Source organism: Rhizobium sp. X9 (assembly GCF_018873185.1).
GTDB classification, from domain to species: domain Bacteria; phylum Pseudomonadota; class Alphaproteobacteria; order Rhizobiales; family Rhizobiaceae; genus Agrobacterium; species Agrobacterium oryzihabitans.
On the sequence record NZ_CP071311.1, the window covers coordinates 2858455 to 2880000 of the forward strand.

22 protein-coding genes (1 of these 22 only partly in view) are annotated in these 21546 nt (G+C 59.3%); 8 read left to right on the plus strand and 14 right to left on the minus strand.

Features of this window, described 5'->3' with window-relative positions; translation table 11 throughout:
• Window positions 1-54: 54 nt before the first annotated feature.
• The 3 genes from JZY08_RS13720 to chvI are packed head-to-tail and all read right to left on the minus strand — an operon-like array spanning window position 55 to window position 3084.
• Window positions 55-519: an HPr kinase/phosphorylase gene (locus tag JZY08_RS13720; RefSeq protein WP_216330448.1), complete on the minus strand. Its 465-nt coding sequence runs from the start codon at window positions 517-519 to the stop codon at window positions 55-57.
• The gene (gene chvG / locus JZY08_RS13725) at window positions 509-2299 is read right to left on the minus strand and encodes a two-component system sensor histidine kinase ChvG (RefSeq protein ID WP_003492854.1); all 1791 of its coding nucleotides are present in this window, start codon (window positions 2297-2299) and stop codon (window positions 509-511) included. Before chvG ends, JZY08_RS13720 begins: the two co-directional genes overlap by 11 nt.
• Window positions 2300-2355: 56 nt before the next feature.
• Window positions 2356-3084: a two-component system response regulator ChvI gene (gene chvI / locus JZY08_RS13730; RefSeq protein WP_080600208.1), complete on the minus strand. Its 729-nt coding sequence runs from the start codon at window positions 3082-3084 to the stop codon at window positions 2356-2358.
• Window positions 3085-3422: 338 nt separating this feature from the next.
• On the opposite strand from chvI, the gene JZY08_RS13735 reads away from it, so the two are divergent.
• From JZY08_RS13735 to lysM, 3 genes are all read left to right on the plus strand, one after another.
• A complete protein-coding gene (locus JZY08_RS13735; protein WP_216330449.1) occupies window positions 3423-5033 on the plus strand; it encodes a phosphoenolpyruvate carboxykinase in 1611 nt (536 codons plus the stop codon).
• A gap of 112 nt (window positions 5034-5145) precedes the next feature.
• Entirely contained in the window at window positions 5146-5580 is a 435-nt protein-coding gene (gene arfB, locus JZY08_RS13740) for an alternative ribosome rescue aminoacyl-tRNA hydrolase ArfB (RefSeq protein WP_035241311.1), read from the plus strand.
• An 83-nt stretch (window positions 5581-5663) separates the two neighbouring features.
• On the plus strand, window positions 5664-6116 hold the full coding sequence (gene lysM / locus JZY08_RS13745; protein ID WP_003492864.1) for a peptidoglycan-binding protein LysM: 453 nt from the start codon (window positions 5664-5666) through the stop codon (window positions 6114-6116).
• Window positions 6117-6165: 49 nt separating this feature from the next.
• On the opposite strand, the gene coaA is transcribed toward lysM, so the two are convergent.
• From coaA to hisB, 7 genes are read right to left on the minus strand one after another with little or no spacing between them, the layout of a single operon-like run.
• A complete protein-coding gene (gene coaA, locus JZY08_RS13750; RefSeq protein ID WP_175414383.1) occupies window positions 6166-7167 on the minus strand; it encodes a type I pantothenate kinase in 1002 nt (333 codons plus the stop codon).
• The gene (locus tag JZY08_RS13755; RefSeq protein WP_003516295.1) at window positions 7164-7487 is read right to left on the minus strand and encodes a phosphoribosyl-ATP diphosphatase; all 324 of its coding nucleotides are present in this window, start codon (window positions 7485-7487) and stop codon (window positions 7164-7166) included. The genes coaA and JZY08_RS13755 overlap by 4 nt, the downstream gene beginning before the upstream one ends.
• 17 nt (window positions 7488-7504) lie before the next feature.
• Window positions 7505-8281 (minus strand): imidazole glycerol phosphate synthase subunit HisF, encoded by a 777-nt coding sequence (hisF, locus tag JZY08_RS13760; protein WP_216330450.1) that lies wholly within the window; start codon window positions 8279-8281, stop codon window positions 7505-7507.
• Entirely contained in the window at window positions 8278-9021 is a 744-nt protein-coding gene (gene hisA / locus JZY08_RS13765) for a 1-(5-phosphoribosyl)-5-[(5-phosphoribosylamino)methylideneamino]imidazole-4-carboxamide isomerase (protein WP_216330451.1), read from the minus strand. Before hisA ends, hisF begins: the two co-directional genes overlap by 4 nt.
• A 1-nt stretch (window position 9022) precedes the next feature.
• Window positions 9023-9673, minus strand: coding sequence for an imidazole glycerol phosphate synthase subunit HisH (hisH, locus tag JZY08_RS13770; protein WP_082183327.1), 651 nt, complete (start codon window positions 9671-9673; stop codon window positions 9023-9025).
• Between the two features lies 1 nt (window position 9674).
• Window positions 9675-10166 carry a DUF2628 domain-containing protein gene (locus JZY08_RS13775; RefSeq protein ID WP_003492877.1) on the minus strand — a complete coding sequence of 164 codons (492 nt, stop codon included), beginning with the start codon at window positions 10164-10166 and terminating at the stop codon, window positions 9675-9677.
• A gap of 23 nt (window positions 10167-10189) precedes the next feature.
• The gene (hisB, locus tag JZY08_RS13780; protein ID WP_216330452.1) at window positions 10190-10786 is read right to left on the minus strand and encodes an imidazoleglycerol-phosphate dehydratase HisB; all 597 of its coding nucleotides are present in this window, start codon (window positions 10784-10786) and stop codon (window positions 10190-10192) included.
• A gap of 202 nt (window positions 10787-10988) precedes the next feature.
• Between hisB and hslV the strand changes: the two genes are divergently transcribed.
• The 4 genes from hslV to JZY08_RS13800 all read left to right on the plus strand — a co-directional run bounded on the left by hslV (window position 10989) and on the right by JZY08_RS13800 (window position 16357).
• Entirely contained in the window at window positions 10989-11513 is a 525-nt protein-coding gene (hslV, locus tag JZY08_RS13785; RefSeq protein WP_003492881.1) for an ATP-dependent protease subunit HslV, read from the plus strand.
• Window positions 11514-11597: 84 nt separating this feature from the next.
• The gene (hslU, locus tag JZY08_RS13790) at window positions 11598-12905 is read left to right on the plus strand and encodes an ATP-dependent protease ATPase subunit HslU (RefSeq protein WP_216330453.1); all 1308 of its coding nucleotides are present in this window, start codon (window positions 11598-11600) and stop codon (window positions 12903-12905) included.
• A 196-nt stretch (window positions 12906-13101) separates the two neighbouring features.
• Window positions 13102-14067, plus strand: a complete 966-nt coding sequence (locus JZY08_RS13795; protein WP_216330454.1) for a DUF1402 family protein — start codon at window positions 13102-13104, stop codon at window positions 14065-14067.
• A gap of 121 nt (window positions 14068-14188) precedes the next feature.
• Window positions 14189-16357, plus strand: coding sequence for a malate synthase G (locus tag JZY08_RS13800; RefSeq protein ID WP_216330455.1), 2169 nt, complete (start codon window positions 14189-14191; stop codon window positions 16355-16357).
• A 78-nt stretch (window positions 16358-16435) separates the two neighbouring features.
• On the opposite strand, the gene JZY08_RS13805 is transcribed toward JZY08_RS13800, so the two are convergent.
• Entirely contained in the window at window positions 16436-17149 is a 714-nt protein-coding gene (locus JZY08_RS13805; protein ID WP_003492889.1) for a L,D-transpeptidase, read from the minus strand.
• A 183-nt stretch (window positions 17150-17332) separates the two neighbouring features.
• On the opposite strand from JZY08_RS13805, the gene JZY08_RS13810 reads away from it, so the two are divergent.
• Window positions 17333-17818 (plus strand): MmcB family DNA repair protein, encoded by a 486-nt coding sequence (locus JZY08_RS13810; RefSeq protein ID WP_035241937.1) that lies wholly within the window; start codon window positions 17333-17335, stop codon window positions 17816-17818.
• A 58-nt stretch (window positions 17819-17876) separates the two neighbouring features.
• Here the strand turns inward: JZY08_RS13810 and JZY08_RS13815 are convergent, their stop codons facing one another.
• The 3 genes from JZY08_RS13815 to hrpB form a co-directional block, all read right to left on the minus strand.
• Window positions 17877-18464, minus strand: a complete 588-nt coding sequence (locus tag JZY08_RS13815) for an ActR/PrrA/RegA family redox response regulator transcription factor (protein ID WP_003492893.1) — start codon at window positions 18462-18464, stop codon at window positions 17877-17879.
• Between the two features lie 65 nt (window positions 18465-18529).
• The gene (locus JZY08_RS13820; protein WP_080600209.1) at window positions 18530-19837 is read right to left on the minus strand and encodes an ActS/PrrB/RegB family redox-sensitive histidine kinase; all 1308 of its coding nucleotides are present in this window, start codon (window positions 19835-19837) and stop codon (window positions 18530-18532) included.
• A 29-nt stretch (window positions 19838-19866) separates the two neighbouring features.
• Window positions 19867-21546, minus strand: the 3' portion of a protein-coding gene (hrpB, locus tag JZY08_RS13825) for an ATP-dependent helicase HrpB (protein WP_216330456.1). It continues 807 nt past the right edge of the window; only the last 1680 of its 2487 coding nucleotides appear in the window; its start codon lies beyond the right edge, outside the window; its stop codon occupies window positions 19867-19869.

Here is a 21546-nt window from a genome sequence, read left to right on the forward strand (position 1 = left end):
TTCATCTTGATGAGGAAAATGCGAATCGCAAGCCTAAAATCGCCCGAATCGCGGTCACTTCACATTCGTTTTAAAAAGATTTTGAGCAAGTGCAGCAAATTTTCCATAGGGCGCAAGACTTGCAAGCGGAATGCGTAAGAGTGGAAGATGCCCGCCGCAGGGCAGCAGAAACACCTCGTCATCTTCAGGAAGTCTTGGATTTTCCGGTGAAAGAACTGTCGTGACGGCGAAATGTAGTGGAGCGCGCGCAACGCTTTTAAGCGAAACAATGCCGCTGCCGCGTAGTTCCAGCAATCCGGCAATCGCCTCCGGCCTCTCGGCAATGATGTTTTCGCCGTCGCGATACACGAAGATCTGATCATCTGCGATCAACGCAGCCGGCAATCCGCACCGTTCGGCTTCCGTCAGGAAACTGAAGGCAAGCTCGCTTTTGCCGCTGCCGGACGGTCCGGTGAAAAGAATGCCGGTATTTTGAACGACGATGGCGGTTGCGTGCAGGTTGAAGCGTTCAGCGTTCATGGGTCTCGGCCGCCGGCAGCGACAGGGTGAAGCGCGCGCCGGAAATCACGCCATATTTGTCGACGACATTTTCCGCCCTGAGGCTGCCGCCATGGGCCTCGGCGATCTGGCGGCTGATGGAAAGGCCAAGGCCGGAGTTCTGGCCGAAACCTTCGCTTGCCGGCCGGTCGGTGTAGAAGCGCTCGAAAATCCGGTCGATGTCTTCTGCCTGAATGCCGGGTCCGTTGTCCTCCACCTGCACGATGCAACGATCCTTGTGGCGGGAAAGGCGAACCGTGATGCGGCCGCTTTCCTCGGCAACGAAAGAGCGCGCATTCTCGATGAGGTTGGTAACGATCTGGCCGATACGAAGATCGTGACCATTCACCACGAAGGAGGTTTTGGCGCCTGCCTTGCGATCGGCAACATAATCGATCGTCACGCTTTTCTTTTTGGTGCTGATCTGGCGGGATATATCCACAAGCCCCTTCATCAGCACATCGAGATCGAGCGGCGATGCATCGGCGCGTGCCAGCTCGGCATCGAGCCGCGAGGCATCCGAAATATCGCTGATCAGCCGGTCGAGGCGGCGGACATCGTGGAAGATGATTTCTGTCAGGCGCTGTTTGGACTCTTCGGTCTTGGCGCGCGGCAGCGTTTCCACGGCGCTGCGCAGCGACGTCAGCGGGTTCTTGAGCTCGTGGCTCACATCGGCGGCGAAACTTTCGATCGCATCAATGCGGTCATAAAGCGCCGTCGTCATTTCACGCAGCGCTATGGAGAGGTTGCCGATCTCGTCCTGACGCGCTGAGAAATCCGGTATTTCCTCACGGGTTCTCGCTCCACGACGCACGCGGATCGCGGCGGCCGAGAGCCGCCGGAGCGGCGTGGCGATTGTCGAGGACAATAACAGAGACAGCACGATATTGACGAGCGTGGCGATGCCGAAGACGCGCATGATGGCAAGGCGTTCCGCATGCACGATCTTGTCGATATCGCCCGCCTGCGTCGACAGCAGCAGTACGCCGAGCACGGCCCGGAAGCGCTGCACCGGCACGGCAACCGAAACGATCAGCTCGCCCTTTTCGGTGACGCGCACGACGGCGCCACGGACGCCGGTCAGTGCATTCATCACTTCCGGATAAATAGAGCCGTCGCCGCCCGGCGCTTCCTTGTATTGCGGCAGGCTGCTTGGTTGCAGCATGCGGTTGAACATGCTGGTGAACCATTCGCCCCAGGTCTGGGTTTCCGGCGTCACCGGCGGCAGATCGAAGCGCAGGACCTGGCCGCGGGAATAAAGATGGCGGGAATCGAGAAGCAGGTTGGCGTCGGCATCGAACAGACGCGCGCGGGTGCGGGTCGGTGAAATCAGCCGGCGCAGCACCGGGGCCACCCGTTCAGGATTGATCGGGAAACTTAAGTCCTCGTCATTGGGGGCAGGCGTGATGCTTTGCCCCGCCTGCAATTCGAGAAGCTTTTCCGGATTGATGGTGATCGAGTTGGTATCAACAGAGGCGGAGGCGGAAATGGCGCCAGCAATGATTTCGCCCTGTGTCAGAAGGCTCTCCACCCGCGCATCGATCAGCCCCTCGCGGAACTGGTTGAGGTAGAGAATGCCGCCGACCAGAACGACCGTCGCTGCGACGTTGAAGAAAAGAATACGGCGCGTGAGGCTGGAAAACACCGCATTGCCGAAGATGCGCCGGATAATCGTCAGTGGATGGATACGATGGCGGCGTTCGCTGCCGCGATCTTCGGCATCGTCACTGTCCGAGACGGTTTCCGGCGTTTTCTTCAACACGTATTTAAGTCCTCGCCACCACTCGTCGGGTGGTCTCTTCCGCTTGGCGCGCTTGTTTAAGCTGCTTCGCGGAAGCGATATCCTACGCCATAAAGCGTTTCAATCATATCGAAGTCGCCGTCGACCAGTTTGAACTTCTTGCGAAGGCGCTTGATGTGGCTGTCGATCGTGCGGTCGTCCACATAGACCTGTTCGTCATAGGCGGCATCCATCAGCGCGTCGCGGCTTTTCACCACGCCCGGCCTCTGTGCCAGCGAATGCAGAATGAGGAATTCGGTCACGGTGAGTGTTACCGGTTCACCCTTCCAGGTGCAGGTGTGGCGCTCTTGGTCCATGGCGAGCTGCCCGCGTTCAAGCGTGCGCGCCTGCTGGTCCGCAGTCGGTTTCGCCGCGCCGCCACCGGCAACGGGGGAAGCATCGCGGCTGCTGGCGCGGCGCAGGATGGCCTTGACGCGCTCCACCAGAAGGCGCTGCGAAAAAGGCTTTGTGATGAAATCGTCAGCGCCCATCTTAAGGCCGAACAATTCGTCGATCTCTTCGTCCTTGGACGTCAGGAAGATAACGGGAATATCCGATTTCTGGCGAAGACGCCGCAAAAGCTCCATGCCGTCCATGCGGGGCATCTTGATGTCGAAAATGGCGAGCTGCGGCGGGCGGGCGATCAGCCCGTCAAGCGCGGACGCGCCGTCCGTATACGTTTCGACCCGGTACCCTTCGGCTTCGAGCGCGATCGATACCGAAGTGAGAATGTTCCGGTCATCGTCGACAAGCGCGATAGTCTGCATGTAGTTGGTCTCCATCGTCATTTTCTCGTAACTCCCGACATTCACCCAGCCAAGGTTGTGCGCCGTGAGCCACTCTCTTGAGTATAAAGGTGGAACAAATTGTGGCAAAGGAAATCTCGCAGCCAAATCCGCAGCGCGATGAGGGGATTTCGGTGAAAACGCCGCAGCCGGATTTTAATGCGTCTTCAACCGATTTAAAAAGAAATAAAATCTTTTAAATCGATTAATATATTGAAATCACTAAGTTTTTTAAAGTTCGGCTCTTGCGTTTCTAAAAGCCGCCACGTATTTTCCGAGGAAATTTCAACGTCCTTATCGTCATTAACAAGGAACGCGTCATGAACGAGCTTGGGGTTCATAATCCTGCCAATGGAGTTGCGGAACTCGGACTGGGCGAGGCCTCCCGCGTCTTTTATAACCTCAATGAGAGCGAATTATACGAAGAGGCGATCCGCAACGGCGAGGCTGAACTGACCATCGATGGTGCGCTGCGCGCCGTCACCGGCCAGCATACGGGCCGCTCGCCGAAGGATAAGTTCGTCGTTCGTGATGCCTCCACCGAGAACACCATCTGGTGGGACAACAACAAGCCGCTGTCGCCGGAAAATTTCGAGCTGCTGCGCCAGGACATGCTGGCCCATGCCGCCGGCAAGACACTTTACGTGCAGGATCTGATCGGCGGTGCCGATGAGGAAAACGCGCTGCCAACACGCGTCGTCACCGAGCTTGCCTGGCATTCGCTGTTCATCCGCAATCTGCTGATCCGCCCGAAGCAGGAGAAACTGGCGGGCTTCAAGCAGAAGCTGACCATCATCAACCTGCCGAGCTTCAAGGCTGATCCCGCCCGTCACGGCGTGCGTACGGAAACTGTCATCGCCTGCGATCTCACCAATGGTCTCGTCCTCATCGGCGGCACCTCCTATGCCGGCGAAAACAAAAAGTCCGTCTTCACGGTGCTGAACTACCTTCTGCCGGCCAAGGGCGTCATGCCGATGCATTGCTCGGCCAATGTCGGTCCGCAGGGTGATTCCGCCGTGTTCTTCGGTCTCTCCGGCACCGGCAAGACCACGCTTTCGGCCGATCCGTCGCGCACGCTGATCGGCGACGACGAACATGGTTGGGGCGAGCACGGCATCTTCAACTTCGAAGGCGGCTGCTACGCCAAGGCGATCAAGCTTTCGGCTGAAGCCGAGCCGGAAATCTATGCCGCGACCCGCCGTTTCGGCACGGTTCTCGAAAACGTGGTGCTGGACGAAAACCGCGTTCCCGACTTCAACGACAATTCGCTGACGGAAAACACCCGCAGCGCCTATCCGCTGCACTTCATTCCGAATGCATCGGAAACCGGCATTGCCGGCCATCCGAAGACGATCATCATGCTGACGGCGGATGCCTTCGGCGTGCTGCCGCCGATCGCCCGTCTGACGCCGGAACAGGCCATGTACCACTTCCTCTCCGGTTACACCGCGAAGGTTGCCGGCACGGAAAAGGGCGTAACGGAACCGGAAGCAACCTTCTCCACCTGCTTCGGCGCGCCCTTCATGCCGCGTCATCCGGCGGAATATGGCAACCTGCTGCGTGAGCTGATCGGCAAGCACGGCGTCGATTGCTGGCTGGTCAACACCGGCTGGACGGGCGGTGCTTACGGCATCGGCAAGCGCATGCCCATCAAGGCGACCCGCGCGCTTTTGACCGCTGCACTGACCGGCGACCTGAAGAATGCGGAATTCCGCACCGATGCGAATTTCGGTTTCGCCGTGCCGCTGTCGCTGGAAGGCGTCGACAGCACGATCCTCGATCCGCGTTCGACCTGGGCTGATGGCGCAGCTTACGATGCGCAGGCGGAGAAGCTCGTATCCATGTTCGTCACGAACTTCACCAAGTTCGAGGACCATGTCGACAGCAAGGTTCGCGACGCTGCACCTGGCCTGCTGCTCGCGGCTGAATGAATGAAGCCTCATTTATGAGGAGGAGGGGACCCGGCCTTGTGCCGGGTTCTTTCGTTTGGCCTGCTGTTTTCATTTTTTGCGATCTGTGGCATCACCGGCGCGGAGAAAGATCATGGCCAGCGACGCGCTTTACATCAGTAACCGTATTACCATCGCCGGCTGGGAACTGACGGAGCAATTCGTGCTGGCCGGTGGTCCCGGCGGCCAGAATGTCAACAAGGTCTCGACGGCGGTTCAGCTGTTTTTCGACATCGCCAATTCACCGTCCCTGCCAGACCGGGTGAAGGCAAACGCCCTGCGGCTGGGCGGCCGGCGCGTTTCGAAAGAAGGCGTGCTGATGATCGAGGCGAGCCGGTTTCGCAGCCAGGAGCGCAATCGGGAAGATGCCCGTGATCGGCTGAAGGAACTGATCCTTGAAGCCGCCGCCCCGCCGCCACCTGTGCGCAAGGCCACCAAGCCGACCAAAGGCTCGGTCGAGCGCCGCCTCAAGGCAAAGTCCGGACGTTCGGACGTGAAGAAAATGCGTGGCAAACCGTCAGGCGAATAGGCGGCAGACGGCGAAATGTTTCGCACTTGTCATAGAGCCTCAAATATCGTCTGGTAAGCATCCCTACAACCAAGGAGGGTGCTATGGGTCTGTTCAATTTCATCAAGGAAGCGGGAAAGAAGCTTGGTATCGGCGGTGGTGATGATGCCCCCGATGTCGAAGCGGTCAAAAAGGAACTCGCTTCCCACGATCTCGGCACGGACAAGGTTCAGGTCGAGGTGGTGGACGACAAGGTCGTTCTGAAGGGCGAAGTGGCCGATCAGTCGGTTTTCGAAAAGGCGGTCATCGCGGTTGGCAATACGCTCGGCATTTCCAAGGTCGAGGCGGGTGAACTGAAGGTCGCCGAAGCGCCGGCGAAAGAACCCGTCTTCTACACGGTCAAGAAGGGCGACAATCTCTGGAAGATCGCCGAAGCGCAATATGGCAAGGCCAATGGTGCGAAGAACAACATCATCTTCGAAGCCAACAAGCCGATGCTGACTCACCCCGATAAAATCTATCCCGGTCAGGTCCTGCGTATTCCAGACCTTGCGTAATAACGGCTTTTAACCGCAGCAATGGAGATGCCGCCTCGTGCGGCATCTTTTACAGCTTGCGAAGCGCCACCGTGTCGATCAGGTGGTTCTTTCCCTTGCGCAAGATAAGATCGGCGCGCGGTCGCGTGGGCACGATGTTCTGGCGCAGGTTCTTCAGGTTGATGTTCTGCCAGAGACCCTCGGCAATGCTGAGTGCTGCTTCCTCGCTGATCGATGCATAGCGATTGAAGAACGAATTCGGGTCGCGGAACGCGGTTTGCCGCAGATTCATGAACCGGTTCACATACCAGTTGTGAATGAAGTCCTCATCCGCATCGATATAGATCGAGAAATCGAAGAAATCCGACACGATAGGCACGATCCGCCCGCCTGCGGGTAGATCACGCGATTGCAGGACGTTGATGCCTTCGAAGATCAGGATGTCCGGCTGGTCGATGACAGTGAATTCGTTCGGCAAAACGTCATAGGTCAGGTGGGAATAGCGCGGGGCCTTCACATTCGGCTGGCCCGCCTTGATCGCCGAGAGGAAACGCAGCAGAGCGCCGATATCGTAGCTCTCCGGAAAGCCCTTGCGCTCCATCAGGTTTTCGCGCCGCAGCACCTCGTTTGGGTAAAGAAATCCGTCGGTGGTGATGAGATCGACCTTCGGGCTGGAAGGCCAGCGGGCCAGAAGCTCCTTCAGGATACGCGCCGTCGTTGATTTGCCAACGGCCACCGAACCGGCAATGCCGATGACGAAAGGCGTCTTGTTGACGTCCGCCATATTCAGGAAGCGGTTGCGCTGTTCGAAAAGCAGCTGCGACGCTTCGACATGCGATGACAAGAGGCGCGACAGCGACAGATAGATCCGCCGCACTTCGTCCAGATCGATCGGGTCATCCAGCGAACGCAGCCTTTTCACCTCGTCGGCGGAAAGGGTGAGCGGCGTATCGGCGCGAAAATTCGCCCATTCTTCAGAGCTGAAGAAGTGGTAGGGCGAATATTCATCCGGCCGGAAATGATCGAGTGTGCTCGGCATGCCTCTCTCCCCGCTGCCTGCCTTGACGTTCATGATGTCGGCCTCGCTGCCTTTTCCGCAAGCCCGGTCTGTCCGGTTCGGCGCTCCAGCTCGGCAAAAACGTCGGCAAGCGGAATGTCGGCAATCTTCAGCACCACCAGCAGGTGATAAAGCAGATCGGCGGCCTCGTTTTTCAGCCCGTCGCGGTCTTTCGCGATGGCGGCGATGACGGCCTCAACCGCCTCTTCGCCCAGTTTTTTAGCCGCACGTTCCTGACCCGCCGCAACAAGTTTGGCTGTCCAGGATTCGTCAGGAGAGGCGGCGGCGCGTGTCGCGACGATGCGCTCCAGATCGGAAAGGGAAAATGCGCTCATGGAAGAGGTTCCTGCAATCAGTCGAGACGCATGGCGATGCCATGCTCGGCCATATAGGTCTTGGCTTGCCCGATCGAATAGGTGCCGAAGTGGAAGATGGAAGCGGCAAGCACCGCGGTGGCATGGCCATCACGCACACCTGCCACCAGATCATCCAGCGTTCCGACGCCGCCCGAGGCGATAACGGGCACGCGAACCTGATCGGCAATGGTGCGCGTCAGGCCAATATCGTATCCGCTTTTGGTGCCGTCGCGATCCATTGAGGTGACGAGCAATTCGCCGGCACCGCGTTCGACCATTTTGATGGCGAATTCCACGGCATCGATCCCGGTCGGCTGGCGTCCGCCATGGGTGAAGATTTCCCAACGGTCGGCTTCCCCGTCTTTCGAAACCCTCTTGGCGTCGATCGAGACGACGATGCACTGGTTGCCGAACTTGTCGGCGGCCTGCGCGACGAAATCAGGATCCTTCACCGCTGCGGAATTGATCGAGACCTTGTCGGCACCGCAGAGAAGCAGCTTGCGGATGTCAGCGACGGCGCGGACACCGCCGCCGACGGTGAGCGGCATGAAGCAATGGTCGGCGGTGCGCGATACGACGTCGAAAATCGTGTCGCGATTGTCGGACGAGGCGGTGATGTCGAGAAAGCAGAGTTCGTCCGCTCCCGCCGCATCATAGGCCTTCGCCGCCTCGACGGGATCACCGGCGTCGATCAGGTCGACGAAGTTCACGCCCTTGACGACGCGGCCGTCTTTCACATCGAGGCATGGGATAACGCGGGCTTTGAGGGTCATGCGTCTACTCCCTTTGCAGCCTTGATGAGAGCAAGCGCCTCGGCGGGGTCGATGCGCCCGTCATAAAGCGCACGACCTGAAATAGCACCCTCGAGCTTTGCAGCACCAGGCTGCAACATGCGCTTGATGTCCTCAATGGAGGCGAGACCGCCGGATGCGATGACCGGGATCGACACGGCATCCGCCAGTTCCAGCGTTGAGGCCCAGTTGATGCCGGCCAGAATGCCGTCGCGATCGATATCGGTGTAGATGATGGCGGCGACGCCGGCACCTTCGAAGCGTTTGGCGAGTTCGATGACGCCGAGCTCGGACGCCTCTGCCCAGCCCTCAACAGCGACCTTGCCGCCCTTGGCGTCGATGCCGACGGCGACCTGGCCGGGGAAACGCTTGCAGGCTTCCAGAACCAGAGCCGGATCGCGCACCGCCACGGTGCCGAGAATGACGCGGGCAAGCCCACGGCTCAGCCACGCTTCGATATGGTCGAGCGTGCGGATGCCGCCGCCGAGCTGCACCGGGTTTTTCGTGGCTTTCAGAATGGCGTCGACCGCCTCGCCATTGACTGTCTGGCCGGCAAAGGCGCCGTTGAGATCAACGACATGCAGCCATTCGAAACCCTGATCCTCGAAGGCCTTGGCCTGTGCTCCGGGGTCTTCGTTATAAACGGTGGCCTGCTCCATATCGCCGAGTTTCAGGCGAACGCACTGGCCGTCTTTAAGGTCGATTGCGGGAAAAAGAATCATGTCAGGGCTTCCAGCGCAGGAAATTGGAAATCAGGGCAAGGCCGAGCGTCTGGCTTTTTTCCGGGTGGAACTGCGCGCCCGCCATATTGTCACGGCCGACGAAAGCCGTCATCGCGCCACCGTAATTGGTGGTGGCGATGACGTCCGCCGGATGTTTTGCCGCCAGATGATAGGAATGCACGAAATAGGCATGCAACCCGTCCGCGCCGGTCTTGATGCCTTCGAATAGCGGGTGGGCATGCCGGATTTCCAGCGTGTTCCAGCCGATCTGCGGAATCTTCAGGCCCGGATCGGACGGCGTCATTTCCACGACGTCGCCTTCGATCCAGCCAAGCCCGGCACTGACGGTCTTTTCCAGACCGCGTGAGGACATCAGCTGCATGCCGACGCAGATGCCGAGGAAGGGATGGGCTTTTTTCTCGACGGCTTCAATGAGCGCCTCATGCATGCCGGGAACGGCATCGAGGCCTGCACGGCAATCCGCATAGGCGCCGACACCGGGCAGAACGATGCGGTCCGCCGATGCGACGTGATCCGGCCTGTCGGTCAGGTCGATGGTTGCACTGATGCCTGCTTCACGGGCGGCACGCTCGAAAGCTTTGGTGGCCGAACGCAGATTGCCCGAACCGTAGTCGATGATCGCGACACGCATGTCAGCGCCTTCCATTCAAGTCGAAAAGAAACGATCCGGCGGGATCGTTGACGAAGTTTTTGTCGCCGCTCCTTTGCGGCGCAGGGGTCCATACCGGCTGCGACAGCTGTTCCGTCGTTGCGGTATCGGTGAGGTCGGAGAAATATATTTCCTCTGCACTCGAAAGATCAGGGGCGGAAATGACGGAAGTCATCTTCCAGCCTTTGCCGATCAGGTGCCGGACGAGAAAATTGCGTCCTTCCAGTGCGGTGATGAGGGCAATGGCGAAACCGCACAGAATGCCGGCCGGTTCAAACCCGGGTAACATCGATGCCTGACCGGCCAGAATGATGGCGACGAAAACAATGGCGGCCGCCAGCCACAACCGGTTCAGGGCGAGCCACAGCCAGGGCGCAATCAGCGCCAGCCAGACAAAACGGTCTGCGATGAAGCGGGTCGTTTTATGGTCCCTGTCCGGCCCGTTGGGGGCTTCCAGAACGAGATAGCTTGTCATGGGCTTCCTGACAGCTTTGGCGGTCAGGCCAGCATGCCCTTTGTCGAGGGAACGCGGCCTGCCTGCCGGGGGTCGATCTCGGTTGCCGCGCGAAGAACGCGGGCAACGGCCTTGAAGCATGTTTCGGCGATATGATGGTTGTTGGCGCCGTAATGGTTCAGGATATGCAGGGTGATGCCGGCATTCTGCGCCAGCGCCTGAAAGAACTCACGCACCAGCTCGGTGTCGAAGGTGCCGATCTTCGGTGCGGAGAAGTTCACGTTCCAGACCAGGAAGGGACGCCCGGAAATATCGACGGCGGCCTTGGTCATCGTCTCATCCATGGCGAGGTCGAGCGAGGCATAACGGGTAATGCCGCGCCGGTCGCCCAGCGCCTTGGCGATGGCCTGGCCGATGGCGATGCCCGTATCTTCCACCGTATGGTGGTCATCGATATGCAGGTCGCCCTTGACCTCGATCTCCATGTCGATCAGCGAATGGCGGCTGAGCTGGTCCAGCATATGGTCGAAAAATCCAACGCCGGTGGAAATTGTCGACTTGCCGGTGCCGTCGATATCCACGCGCACCGAAACCGAGGTTTCGTTGGTCTTGCGGATAATCTCGCCTTTACGTTCTGCCATTTGTGGCCGCTCCGTGAAAATGTTGCCGTTCCTTATCAGCACAGGACATAAATATCCAGTTGTTCCATCGTCTTGCCTGGCTTGCGCAAAACGGTGCACGGCGCCCAAGATTGCAATCGTGAAAAGCAAACTTACATAGAACTCGAGAAGGGCCGGATGCCGGCCCGTTAACAGCAGGCCCGGCAGGGCAGACAGGTGTTTGATGACAACGATTATTACAGTCAGGAAGGGCGGCAAGGTCGTCATGGCTGGCGATGGTCAGGTAAGCCTTGGCCAGACCGTCATGAAGGGCAACGCCCGCAAGGTTCGCCGCATCGGCAAGGGCGAAGTGATTGCCGGTTTTGCCGGTGCGACCGCGGATGCCTTCACGCTGCTCGACCGTCTCGAAAAGAAACTCGAGCAATATCCCGGCCAGTTGATGCGCGCAGCCGTGGAGCTTGCGAAGGATTGGCGCACGGACAAATATCTGCGCAACCTCGAAGCCATGATGCTGGTGGCCGACAAATCCACCACTTTGGCCATCACCGGCAATGGTGACGTGCTGGAGCCGGAACACGGCGCGATCGCCATCGGCTCGGGCGGTAACTACGCCTTTGCGGCTGCCCGCGCGATGATGGACACGGACAAGTCGGCAGAAGACGTGGCGCGCCAGTCGCTCGATATCGCCGCCGATATCTGCGTTTATACCAACCATAACCTCGTCATCGAAACTCTCGACGCCGAGTAAGTATATTCCACCCCATTTCTCACCCAAGGGTCCTGTGGGCCGGGCCAGAAAGGCCGGTCGGAACAGGAAAGCCGAGAGGACAGAATGACCACTTTTTCTCCCCGGGAAATTGTCTCGGAACTCGACCGCCACATCATCGGCCAGCATGATGCGAAACGTGCGGTCGCGATTGCGCTTCGCAACCGCTGGCGTCGCCAGCAGCTCGATGAGAGCCTGCGCGACGAAGTCATGCCGAAAAACATTCTGATGATTGGACCGACCGGTGTCGGCAAGACGGAGATTTCCCGCCGCCTGGCCAAGCTTGCCGGCGCGCCCTTCATCAAGGTCGAGGCGACCAAGTTCACCGAAGTCGGTTATGTCGGCCGCGATGTCGAGCAGATCATACGCGATCTGGTCGAAATCGGCATCGGTCTCGTGCGTGAAAAGAAGCGTACCGAGGTTCAGGCAAAGGCCCATGCCAGCGCCGAAGAACGGGTGCTCGACGCACTGGTCGGATCGACGGCGTCGCCCGGCACTCGCGAAAGCTTCCGCAAGAAGCTGCGTGATGGTGAATTGGACGACAAGGAAATCGACATCGAGGTTGCAGACAGCGGATCGGGCATGCCCGGCTTTGAAATTCCCGGCATGCCGGGCGCCAATATCGGCGTTCTTAACCTGTCGGAAATGTTCGGCAAGGCCATGGGCGGACGTACCAAGAAGGTGCGCACCACGGTTTCGAAGTCTTATACCGATCTTGTCCGCGACGAATCCGACAAGCTGCTCGACAATGAAATGATCCAGCGCGAAGCGGTGAAGTCGGTGGAAAATGACGGTATCGTCTTCCTCGACGAGATCGACAAGATCGCTGCCCGTGACGGTGGCATGGGTGCCGGCGTCTCGCGCGAAGGTGTGCAGCGTGATCTTCTGCCGCTTGTCGAAGGCACGACGGTTTCGACGAAATATGGACCGGTGAAGACCGACCACGTGCTCTTCATCGCATCGGGCGCTTTCCATGTCGCAAAGCCTTCCGACCTTCTGCCGGAGCTTCAGGGTCGTCTGCCGATCCGCGTGGAGCTGAAGCCGCTGACGAAGGAGGATTTCCGCCGTATCCTGACGGAGACGGAAGCAAGCCTCATCCGCCAGTACAAGGCGCTGATGGCGACGGAAGAACTCGATCTCGACTTCACTGACGATGCGATAGATGCTTTGGCCGACGTGGCCGTTCATCTCAACTCGTCGGTCGAGAATATCGGTGCGCGCCGCCTCCAGACCGTGATGGAACGTGTTCTGGACGAGATTTCGTTCAATGCACCGGATCGCGGTGGTTCAGCCGTCAAGATCGATCAGGAATATGTGAAAAAACATGTCGGCGATCTTGCTGCCGATACGGATTTGTCGCGCTATATTCTCTGAAGACTCTTCAGATCAAAGAGGTGAGAGTGCGGCCATATTTGCCGCACTCTTTTATTTTATCTGCCTTGTCTCGCATTCAGCCCGCATTTTGTTTATGGAAGGGCTGCATTCCGGTTGGAACCGCTTTAGTGGAATGGTCCGGTTTTCCCGCATATGTCGCCAGGGAAACCGCAGGCTTGAGAAAAGGCATTCGCTCGTGCGCAAAACTCTTCTGGCATTTGCCGCTGCTTTGACGTTCACCGTCGTCTCGTCTTCCTTTACCGAGGCTGCGACGGTCGTTCCGCCGGGCAATCGCAATGCAGAACAGCCGGGCGTCCCGGGCGCTTCCGCAAAGAGGACCAAGGCGTCCAACACCTCTTTCGAGCGCAAATACCAGAAAGTGATCGACCTCCTGTCCTCCGACAAGGCGCTGATCGGCAAGATCAAGTCGACGGCCGGGCGCTACGGTATCGATCCGATCCATATGATCGGCGCAATCGTTGGTGAGCATACTTATAATGTCGATGCCTATGACCGCCTGCAATCCTATTACGTCAAGGCGGCTTCCTATGCCGGCAACAGTTTCCGTTTCGGCTACAAGGACGAAACCATTGCGCAGTTTCTGACGCATTCGCAATTTTCCAGATGCCAGTCGAAAAAGGACTCCTACAGTCTTTGGAACTGTCGGGAAGATGTCTGGGACGACAGCTTCCGCGGCAAGACGGTGGATGGCGTTGCCTATCCGAACAATCGTTTCAGCGCCGTATTCTTCCAGCCCTTTTATGCAGGACAGACTTTCGGTCTCGGCCAGATCAATCCGCTGACGGCACTGATGCTGTCCGACATGGTGTCGAGAACGTCCGGTTACGAGAAGCTGGACGAGAATGACGCCACAGCCGTTTATACCGCGATCATGGATCCCGACCGTTCGCTGGCCTTCATGGCGGCATCCATCCGTAGATCGATCGATGACTATAAATCCATTGCCGACATGGACATCGCCAGAAATCCGGGCGTCACCTCAACGCTTTATAATGTCGGCGGCTCGCAGCAACGTGCGGCGGCGCTCGCCCAGAAAAACCGCCAGCGCGCCGCTGGCGGGGAACAGCCCCTGTTGCCGGAAGAGAATTATTACGGCTGGCTGGTGAATGACCGCCTCAAGGACCTGCAGGCGCTTTTGTAGGAAAAGGCGATTATCTCCTGCATTATTTCCAAAATGGAAATAATATTTGGTTGTCTCCCGCAATTGACGAGCGGCCGCCTCAGCGTCCACTCTGTGCCCTCAAGTTAAAATGGAGGCGCATGTGAGCCGCACGGATAAATTCGGTCTTTCCATCGATAACAGGCTTCATGCCTTTTTGACGGATGAGGTGCTGCCGGGCACGGGCCTGAACAGCGAGGCTTTTTTCGAAGGCTTTTCAGCCATCGTCCACGAGCTTTCCCCGAAAAACCGTGAGCTGCTCGCCAAGCGCGACGCCTTGCAGGAAAAGCTTGATGGCTGGTACCGGCAGAACGGCGCACCGACGGATTTCGATGTGTATGAAGGTTTCCTCAAGGAAATCGGTTATCTGCTGCCGGAAGGCCCCGACTTCAAGGTGGAAACGAGCAACGTCGACCCTGAAATTGCCGCCGTTGCTGGCCCGCAGCTCGTCGTTCCGGTCATGAATGCGCGTTATGCGCTGAATGCTGCGAACGCCCGCTGGGGTTCGCTCTATGATGCGCTTTACGGAACGGATGCCATTTCTGATGCCGACGGAGCGGAAAAGGGCAGGGGCTACAATCCCAAGCGCGGTGACAAGGTCATTGCCTGGGCGCGGAACTTCCTCAACGAATCGGCCCCGCTCGAAACGGCAGGATGGTCGGATGTGACCGGCTTCGAGATTGTCGGCGGCGTATTGCAGCTTGCAATCGGTGAGGGCACGACGGGATTGAAGGATGCGGCGCAATTCAAGGGCTTTACCGGTGAGGCGGAAAAACCGGCAACCATCCTGCTTGGCAAGAATGGTTTGCACACGGAGATCGTCATCGATCCGTCGACCGAAATCGGCAAGGGCGACAAGGCGGGTATCTCGGATGTCCTTCTCGAATCAGCGCTCACGACCATCATGGATTGCGAGGATTCGGTTGCCGCAGTCGACGCCGAGGACAAGGTGCTGGTTTATGGCAACTGGCTTGGCCTGATGCGCGGCGACCTGACGGAAGAGGTGTCTAAGGGTGGCAAGACCTTCACCCGCAGCCTCGATCCGGATCGTTATTATACCGCTCCCGATGGGTCGGCGCTTACTCTGCCGGGGCGCTCCCTGATGCTGGTGCGCAATGTCGGTCATCTCATGACCAATCCGGCGATCCTCGACAGGGATGGTCGTGAGGTGCCGGAAGGCATCATGGACGCCGTCGTCACTGCGCTGATCGCGCTCTATGATGTTGGCCCGTCCGGGCGGCGTCAGAATTCACGCGCCGGCTCGATGTATGTCGTCAAGCCGAAGATGCACGGGCCGGAGGAGGTCGCCTTCGCCAACGAGATTTTCGCGCGGGTCGAAAATCTGATTGGTATGGCGCCTAACACCATGAAAATGGGCATCATGGATGAGGAGCGCCGCACGACGGTCAACCTCAAGGAAAGCATCCGCGCGGCAAAGGACCGGGTCGTCTTCATCAATACGGGCTTCCTCGACCGCACGGGCGACGAGATCCATACCTCGATGGAAGCGGGTCCGATGATCCGCAAGGGCGACATGAAGCAGGCGGCCTGGATCGCGGCTTACGAGAACTGGAACGTCGATATCGGGCTGGAATGCGGCCTTTCCGGCCATGCGCAGATCGGCAAGGGCATGTGGGCCATGCCGGACCTGATGGCGGCCATGCTGGAACAGAAGATCGCGCATCCGAAGGCCGGCGCCAACACCGCCTGGGTGCCTTCACCGACGGCGGCAACGCTGCACGCCACGCACTATCACAAAGTCGATGTCGCAGCCGTTCAGGAAGGCTTGAAAAGCCGCGGCCGCGCGAAGCTCTCGGATATTCTGTCCGTCCCGGTCGCGACGCGTCCCAACTGGACGCCGGAGGAAATCCAGCGCGAACTCGATAATAATGCGCAGGGTATTCTCGGCTATGTCGTGCGCTGGGTTGATCAGGGCGTTGGTTGCTCCAAGGTGCCTGACATCAACAATGTCGGGCTGATGGAAGACCGCGCCACACTGCGTATCTCCGCGCAGCATATGGCGAACTGGCTGCGCCATGGCGTGGTGACAGAGGGGCAGATCGTTGAGACCATGAAGCGCATGGCGGCGGTGGTCGATGGCCAGAATTCCGGAGATCCGGCCTATCTGCCGATGGCGTCCGACTTTGATGGATCGGTCGCGTTTCAGGCCGCCGTCGAACTGGTGCTGAAGGGTCGGGAGCAGCCGAACGGTTATACCGAACCGGTTCTGCATCGCCGCCGTCTTGAACTGAAGGCGAAGCAGGCGGCCTGACGCCGCCGCAAGTCATTTCCATAAACAAAAAAGCCGCCGGGAATTCCTCGGCGGCTTTTTCTTTGTCTGGTATCGATCTTACTGGATCACGACAACCTTGGAGCTGCGGCCCGGACGGACGCGGCTGTAGAGGTCCATGACGTCCTGGTTGATCATGCGGATGCAGCCGGAAGAGGCGGCAGTGCCGATCGAAGCCCATTCAGGCGAACCATGGATACGGAACAGCGTGTCCTGTCCCTTTTCGTTGAAGAGATACATGGCGCGCGCGCCGAGCGGGTTGGAAAGACCCGGGCCCATGCCCGCCTCGACATATTTCGCGACTTCCGGCTTGCGGTCCGCCATTTCCTTTGGCGGATGCCACATTGGCCATTCCTGCTTCCAGGCGACATAGGCCTCACCGGCCCAGGCGAAACCCGCCTTGCCGACGCCGATGCCGTAACGAACCGCACGGTTGCCGGACAGGATATAATAGAGGTAACGGTCACGCGTGTTGACGATGATCGTGCCCGGCCGTTCACTGGTCTGGAACTCGACGATCTGGCGACGGAACTTCTCATTCACGCGATTGATCGGAATGGCCGGCAGCGCATAGCCCGCATCGGTCACGGGGCCGTAAACATCGTTGAAGATCTGGACCGTTTCGACCTTCGCCGGAACCGGGTCGGCGACCGGCACGGACGCCGCGATCTTGCCGGAAGTCGGCGCAGATGATTGGGAAGTGGTTTCGGCGCAGCCGGCCAGAGCCAGTGCTGCCGTCAGACCGAGTGCGGTCAATGGGGTGCGGATGCGCATGTCGTTCTCGCGGAAAATTCGCCAAATTGTGCGAAGGAGTAGGCTTAACAGGATAAATCGGTTATTTTCCATTCAGCCGCTCTTGGCAAGCCGTTGCGCTGCCGCAAGACGGTTGTGCCCTCGAAATTGCCGGTTGATTGCCTTTTTGCAACAATAGGTCAAACGCTTCAGCAGCTTTTATCCATGACTATTCTTTCCGTTACCAACAATAATCCGTTAATCGACGGCCGCCAGTCGGACAAGGCGATGCTTGTACGCCGTGGCGTTCAGGTGCTTCTGCACGAGATGCGCCATTCGGTGCTGCCGGAACTGCCGCTTGCAAGCGGACGCAGGGCGGACCTCATCAGCCTGTCGGTGAAGGGTGAAATCTGGATCATCGAGATCAAATCCTCCATCGAGGATTTTCGGGTCGACCGCAAATGGCCGGAATACCGCCTGCATTGCGACCGGCTGTTTTTCGCGACCCATCCGGAAGTACCGGTCGAAATCTTCCCGGAGGAATGCGGTTTGATCCTGTCGGATGGATATGGCGCCCATATGCTTCGCGATGCGCCGGAGCACAAATTGCCGCCGGCGACCCGCAAATCGGTGATGCTGGATTTCTCGAGAACCGCTGCAACCCGGCTGATGCTGGCGGAATGGACGACCGGGCGCAGCTTCGGAGAGTAGTTCCGGTTCGGCGCATTTTCCGGGCGCAGAACCGCTTCGCACTTTTACTGGAAATGCGCTACTTGGGCGCGCGTTTCGCCAGAATGCGCTGCAGCGTTCGCCGATGCATGTTGAGCCGGCGGGCTGTTTCCGAAACGTTGCGCTCGCACATTTCATAAACGCGCTGAATATGCTCCCACCGAACCCGGTCCGCCGACATGGGGTTTTCAGGGACTTCGGTCTTCTCGCCCTTGCGCTGCGTCAGCGCATTGAAGACATCGTCCGCATCGGCGGGTTTGGCAAGATAGTCCAGCGCCCCGAGTTTTACCGCGGTAACGGCGGTTGCAATATTGCCGTAGCCGGTCAGGACAACGATCTGCGTATCGTCCCGGTTCTGCCTGATGGCTTCGATGACCTCCAGACCATTGCCATCCGCAAGCCTCAGATCGACGACCGCATATTTGGGCGGTGCCGCCTTGGAGCGCGCAATGCCCTCGCTGACCGTCTCGGCGGTGTCGACGGCAAATCCGCGTGTTTCCATCGCCCGGGCAAGCCGGCGCAGAAACGGGCCGTCGTCATCGACGATCAGCAGTGATCTGTCAGGTCCGATCGGATCTTCGTCGTCCGTCGGCGCGCTGGTGGATGGGTTCTGGTCTTCTGTCTTCATGTTTCCGGCCTTCCGGCAACTTCGTCGGCTTTCTTCTTATCGCCGCTTCAACGTGGATGGTAAAGTCAACGGCTTCTTTTATCGTCCATAAGTGCCCGAGGCCAGACGATTGTGACCCGCGCTCCGGTTCCGCTCGAACCGCGATTTCCGAAGGTGACGGCGGCGCCGGACCTTTCCAGCAACGTCTTGGCGATAAAAAGCCCAAGGCCCAGCCCGCCAGCCCGCGTGTCATTGTGACGTTCGGTCACATAGGGTTCGCCGATGCGCGCAAGCACGTCATGGGCATAACCAGGTCCGTCATCCTCAATGATGACAGTGATGGTCTGCGAATCGTAGTCCACCGTCACGGTTACTTTTTCCCGCGCATAGTCGACACCGTTTTCAATGAGGTTGCCCAGCCCGTAAATGACGCCCGCATTGCGGATGCCGACCGGCTCGTCAGCCCGGTTGTTCTTTTCAACGAGTTCCAGGCGGATGCCGAATTCCCGGTGCGGCGCCACCACCTCCTCGATCAGGGAGGAGAGAGGCAGGCGGCGCATGTGCTCCTCATTGTCGGCGGAAAGCGATGTGAGGCGGCGCAGAATATCGCGGCATCGTTCGCTCTGGCTGCGCAGCAGCGCTATGTCTTCGCCAAATCTTTCATCATTGCCGAATTCCCGCTCCATCTCCTTGGCGACGACACTGATTGTCGCGAGCGGCGTGCCCAGTTCATGCGCTGCTGCTGCTGCAAGCCCATCCAGCTGAGACAGGTGTTTTTCCCGCTCCAGCACCAGTTCGGTCGCAGCCAGCGCATCCGCGAGCTGGTTGGCCTCGTGCGAAACGCGATAGGCATAAAAGGCTGCGAAAGAAGTGGTAGCAATGATCGCGACCCAGGTGCCCACATGCAGCAGAAGCTGGATCGGCAGCACCTCGCCGGGATACCAAGGAACCGGAAACGGCGAAAAGGCAATCGCCGTCGAGCATATGACGGCAAAGGCGAGAAGAATAAGAGAGTGCCGAAGCGGCTGCGAGGCAAAGGCAATGATGACCTGCACGCAGATCAGCGGCGCGAACGGATTGGAAAGGCCGCCGGTAATATAGATGAGCGCGGTCAATTGCAGCAGATCGAAAGCAAGCAGCAGCGTCGCTTCCCAGGGCTCCAGACGATAGGTGGAGGGAAAACGGGCTGTGAGGAACAGGTTGGCAAGCGCCAGAGCCGCAATCAAAAGGCTGCAAGCGAGAAGCGGCAGGGGGAAATTCAGCCCCAGGGCGACGAACAGGATCGTTGCGGTCTGCCCCGCAACCGCCAGCCAGCGCAACCATACGATGGTTTGCAGCCTTATCCTGCGGCTGGCGCGGCCAAGCCTCGTGGTTTCGATCGGATGACCAGCCACCTTCGTCTCCTTTACCTTTGTCATCGTCGTCACGTTCCGCGCGGTTTGGCGCGGCTGGTCGGCAATGCCGATGCAGGGTCTTCCGGCCATGGATGGCGCGGATAACGCCCGCGCATATCCGCCCGCACGTCCTTCCACGATCCCGCCCAGAAACCGGGAAGATCGCGTGTCGTCTGTATCGGCCTGTGCGCCGGCGAGGTCAATTCCAGAAGCAGCGGCAATCGTCCCTGCGCGATGGCAGGGTGGGCCGTCAGCCCGAAAAGCTCCTGCACGCGAATGGAAAGCGTCGGTTCGCTGGCGTCGTAGCGGATGGGATGCCGCTGGCCCGTCGGTGCTTCGAAATGCGTCGGCGCAAGCCTGCCGAGATCGCGCGCGACCTCATAGGGCACCAAGGATAAAAGTCCCTCGGAGAGGCTGCCGGGCCGGATATCCTGCAGGCTGCGTGCGCCGTGCTGGAAGGGCACGAACCATTCATCCAGTCGCAAAAGCAATGCCGCATCGCTGACATCCGGCCAAGGCTCGCCGATGCTGGCGCTCAGAAAGCCGATCCTGTCACGCAGCTGAAGGGTCTCTTTCGAAAAAGGAAGAATGCCGATGCCGTATTCGCGAACGCCGTTGGCGAGCGCCTGCGCCGCCTGTTCGCCTTCGGGACGGGGTAGGGGCGTTTCGTCGAGTATGATGGCGCCGAGGCGCGTGACGCGGCGTGCACGCGCCTGGCCGCTCGCCTTGTCGAACAGCAGCTGGTCCTGCTGCACGATAAGATGCGGCATTCGCTCTTCTATATCGGCCCGCTCGATGCCGGCAGCTGAAAGGATGCGCGGCTGCGCCGCCCGCCCGGTGATGTCGGCAACCACCAGCATCCTGCTTGAGGCAAGCCGCTCGGTCTCGGCGAGTTCAGCACCCCGGCCGTTCGCCATCACGTAACGGCCGCGTGCTCCACGCTGAAGCGCAATCCGGTCCGGATAGGCATGCAGCAGCAGGGGGCCAGCCTCGTTCGGCAATTCGGTTGCTGCCTTCGCACCGCCGATCGTATCGAAAAGCCTCGACGCCAGCTTGCGGGCCGCCTGCGCCCTTTCGTTCTTCTCGGAAAGAAAGCGCCGCAAACGTTCATCGAGATCAATGTCGTTTCCGCCGAGCCCCTGTTCGGTCAGCATGACGGCGAGCATAGCCGCCTTTTTTCCCGCACCTTCACCCGTCGCGGCAATCACCATGGCCGCCAGTCGCGGCGGCAATGAGAGGCCGCGCATGAGGTGGCCGCGTTGCGTCAGTGATCCGGCTTCATCGAGTGCGCCGAGATTTTTGAGAAGCGCGATGGATTCCTTCAGCGCCGCTTCGGGAGGGGCGTCCAGAAATGCAAGCGCAGACGGATCGTGAACGCCCCAATGGGCAAGATCAAGCGCCAGGCTGGAAAGGTCGCTCGCCAGAATTTGCGGTGGTGTGAAGGTGTTGAGCGCCGCCATCTGCCCTTGATGCCAAAGACGGACCGCAACGCCGGGCTCCGTTCGCCCAGCGCGGCCCGCCCGCTGATCGGCGGAAGCCCGCGAAACTCGCACAGTCTCCAGCCTCGTTATGCCCGTTGCCGGTTCGAAGACCGGCAGTCGCTGCAACCCGCTGTCGATCACCACGCGCACGCCGTCTATGGTGATCGATGTTTCGGCGATCGAGGTGGCAAGCACGATCTTGCGTCGTCCGGCCGGTGCCGGCTTGAT

Excerpts from the sequence above, each read along its gene's own strand:
- hslU (WP_216330453.1), top strand. The coding sequence starts at position 11,598 with ATGACCACTTTTTCTCCCCGGGAAATTGTCTCGGAACTCGACCGCCAC.
- JZY08_RS13720 (WP_216330448.1), bottom strand. The coding sequence starts at position 519 with ATGAACGCTGAACGCTTCAACCTGCACGCAACCGCCATCGTCGTTCAA.
- JZY08_RS13805 (WP_003492889.1), bottom strand. The coding sequence starts at position 17,149 with ATGCGCATCCGCACCCCATTGACCGCACTCGGTCTGACGGCAGCACTG.
- JZY08_RS13775 (WP_003492877.1), bottom strand. The coding sequence starts at position 10,166 with ATGACAAGCTATCTCGTTCTGGAAGCCCCCAACGGGCCGGACAGGGAC.
- JZY08_RS13815 (WP_003492893.1), bottom strand. The coding sequence starts at position 18,464 with ATGAAGACAGAAGACCAGAACCCATCCACCAGCGCGCCGACGGACGAC.
- JZY08_RS13755 (WP_003516295.1), bottom strand. The coding sequence starts at position 7,487 with ATGAGCGCATTTTCCCTTTCCGATCTGGAGCGCATCGTCGCGACACGC.
- JZY08_RS13810 (WP_035241937.1), top strand. The coding sequence starts at position 17,333 with ATGACTATTCTTTCCGTTACCAACAATAATCCGTTAATCGACGGCCGC.
- hisH (WP_082183327.1), bottom strand. The coding sequence starts at position 9,673 with ATGCGTGTCGCGATCATCGACTACGGTTCGGGCAATCTGCGTTCGGCC.
- JZY08_RS13735 (WP_216330449.1), top strand. The coding sequence starts at position 3,423 with ATGAACGAGCTTGGGGTTCATAATCCTGCCAATGGAGTTGCGGAACTC.
- hisF (WP_216330450.1), bottom strand. The coding sequence starts at position 8,281 with ATGACCCTCAAAGCCCGCGTTATCCCATGCCTCGATGTGAAAGACGGC.
- arfB (WP_035241311.1), top strand. The coding sequence starts at position 5,146 with ATGGCCAGCGACGCGCTTTACATCAGTAACCGTATTACCATCGCCGGC.
- hslV (WP_003492881.1), top strand. The coding sequence starts at position 10,989 with ATGACAACGATTATTACAGTCAGGAAGGGCGGCAAGGTCGTCATGGCT.
- hisA (WP_216330451.1), bottom strand. The coding sequence starts at position 9,021 with ATGATTCTTTTTCCCGCAATCGACCTTAAAGACGGCCAGTGCGTTCGC.
- chvI (WP_080600208.1), bottom strand. The coding sequence starts at position 3,084 with ATGCAGACTATCGCGCTTGTCGACGATGACCGGAACATTCTCACTTCG.
- coaA (WP_175414383.1), bottom strand. The coding sequence starts at position 7,167 with ATGAACGTCAAGGCAGGCAGCGGGGAGAGAGGCATGCCGAGCACACTC.
- hisB (WP_216330452.1), bottom strand. The coding sequence starts at position 10,786 with ATGGCAGAACGTAAAGGCGAGATTATCCGCAAGACCAACGAAACCTCG.
- lysM (WP_003492864.1), top strand. The coding sequence starts at position 5,664 with ATGGGTCTGTTCAATTTCATCAAGGAAGCGGGAAAGAAGCTTGGTATC.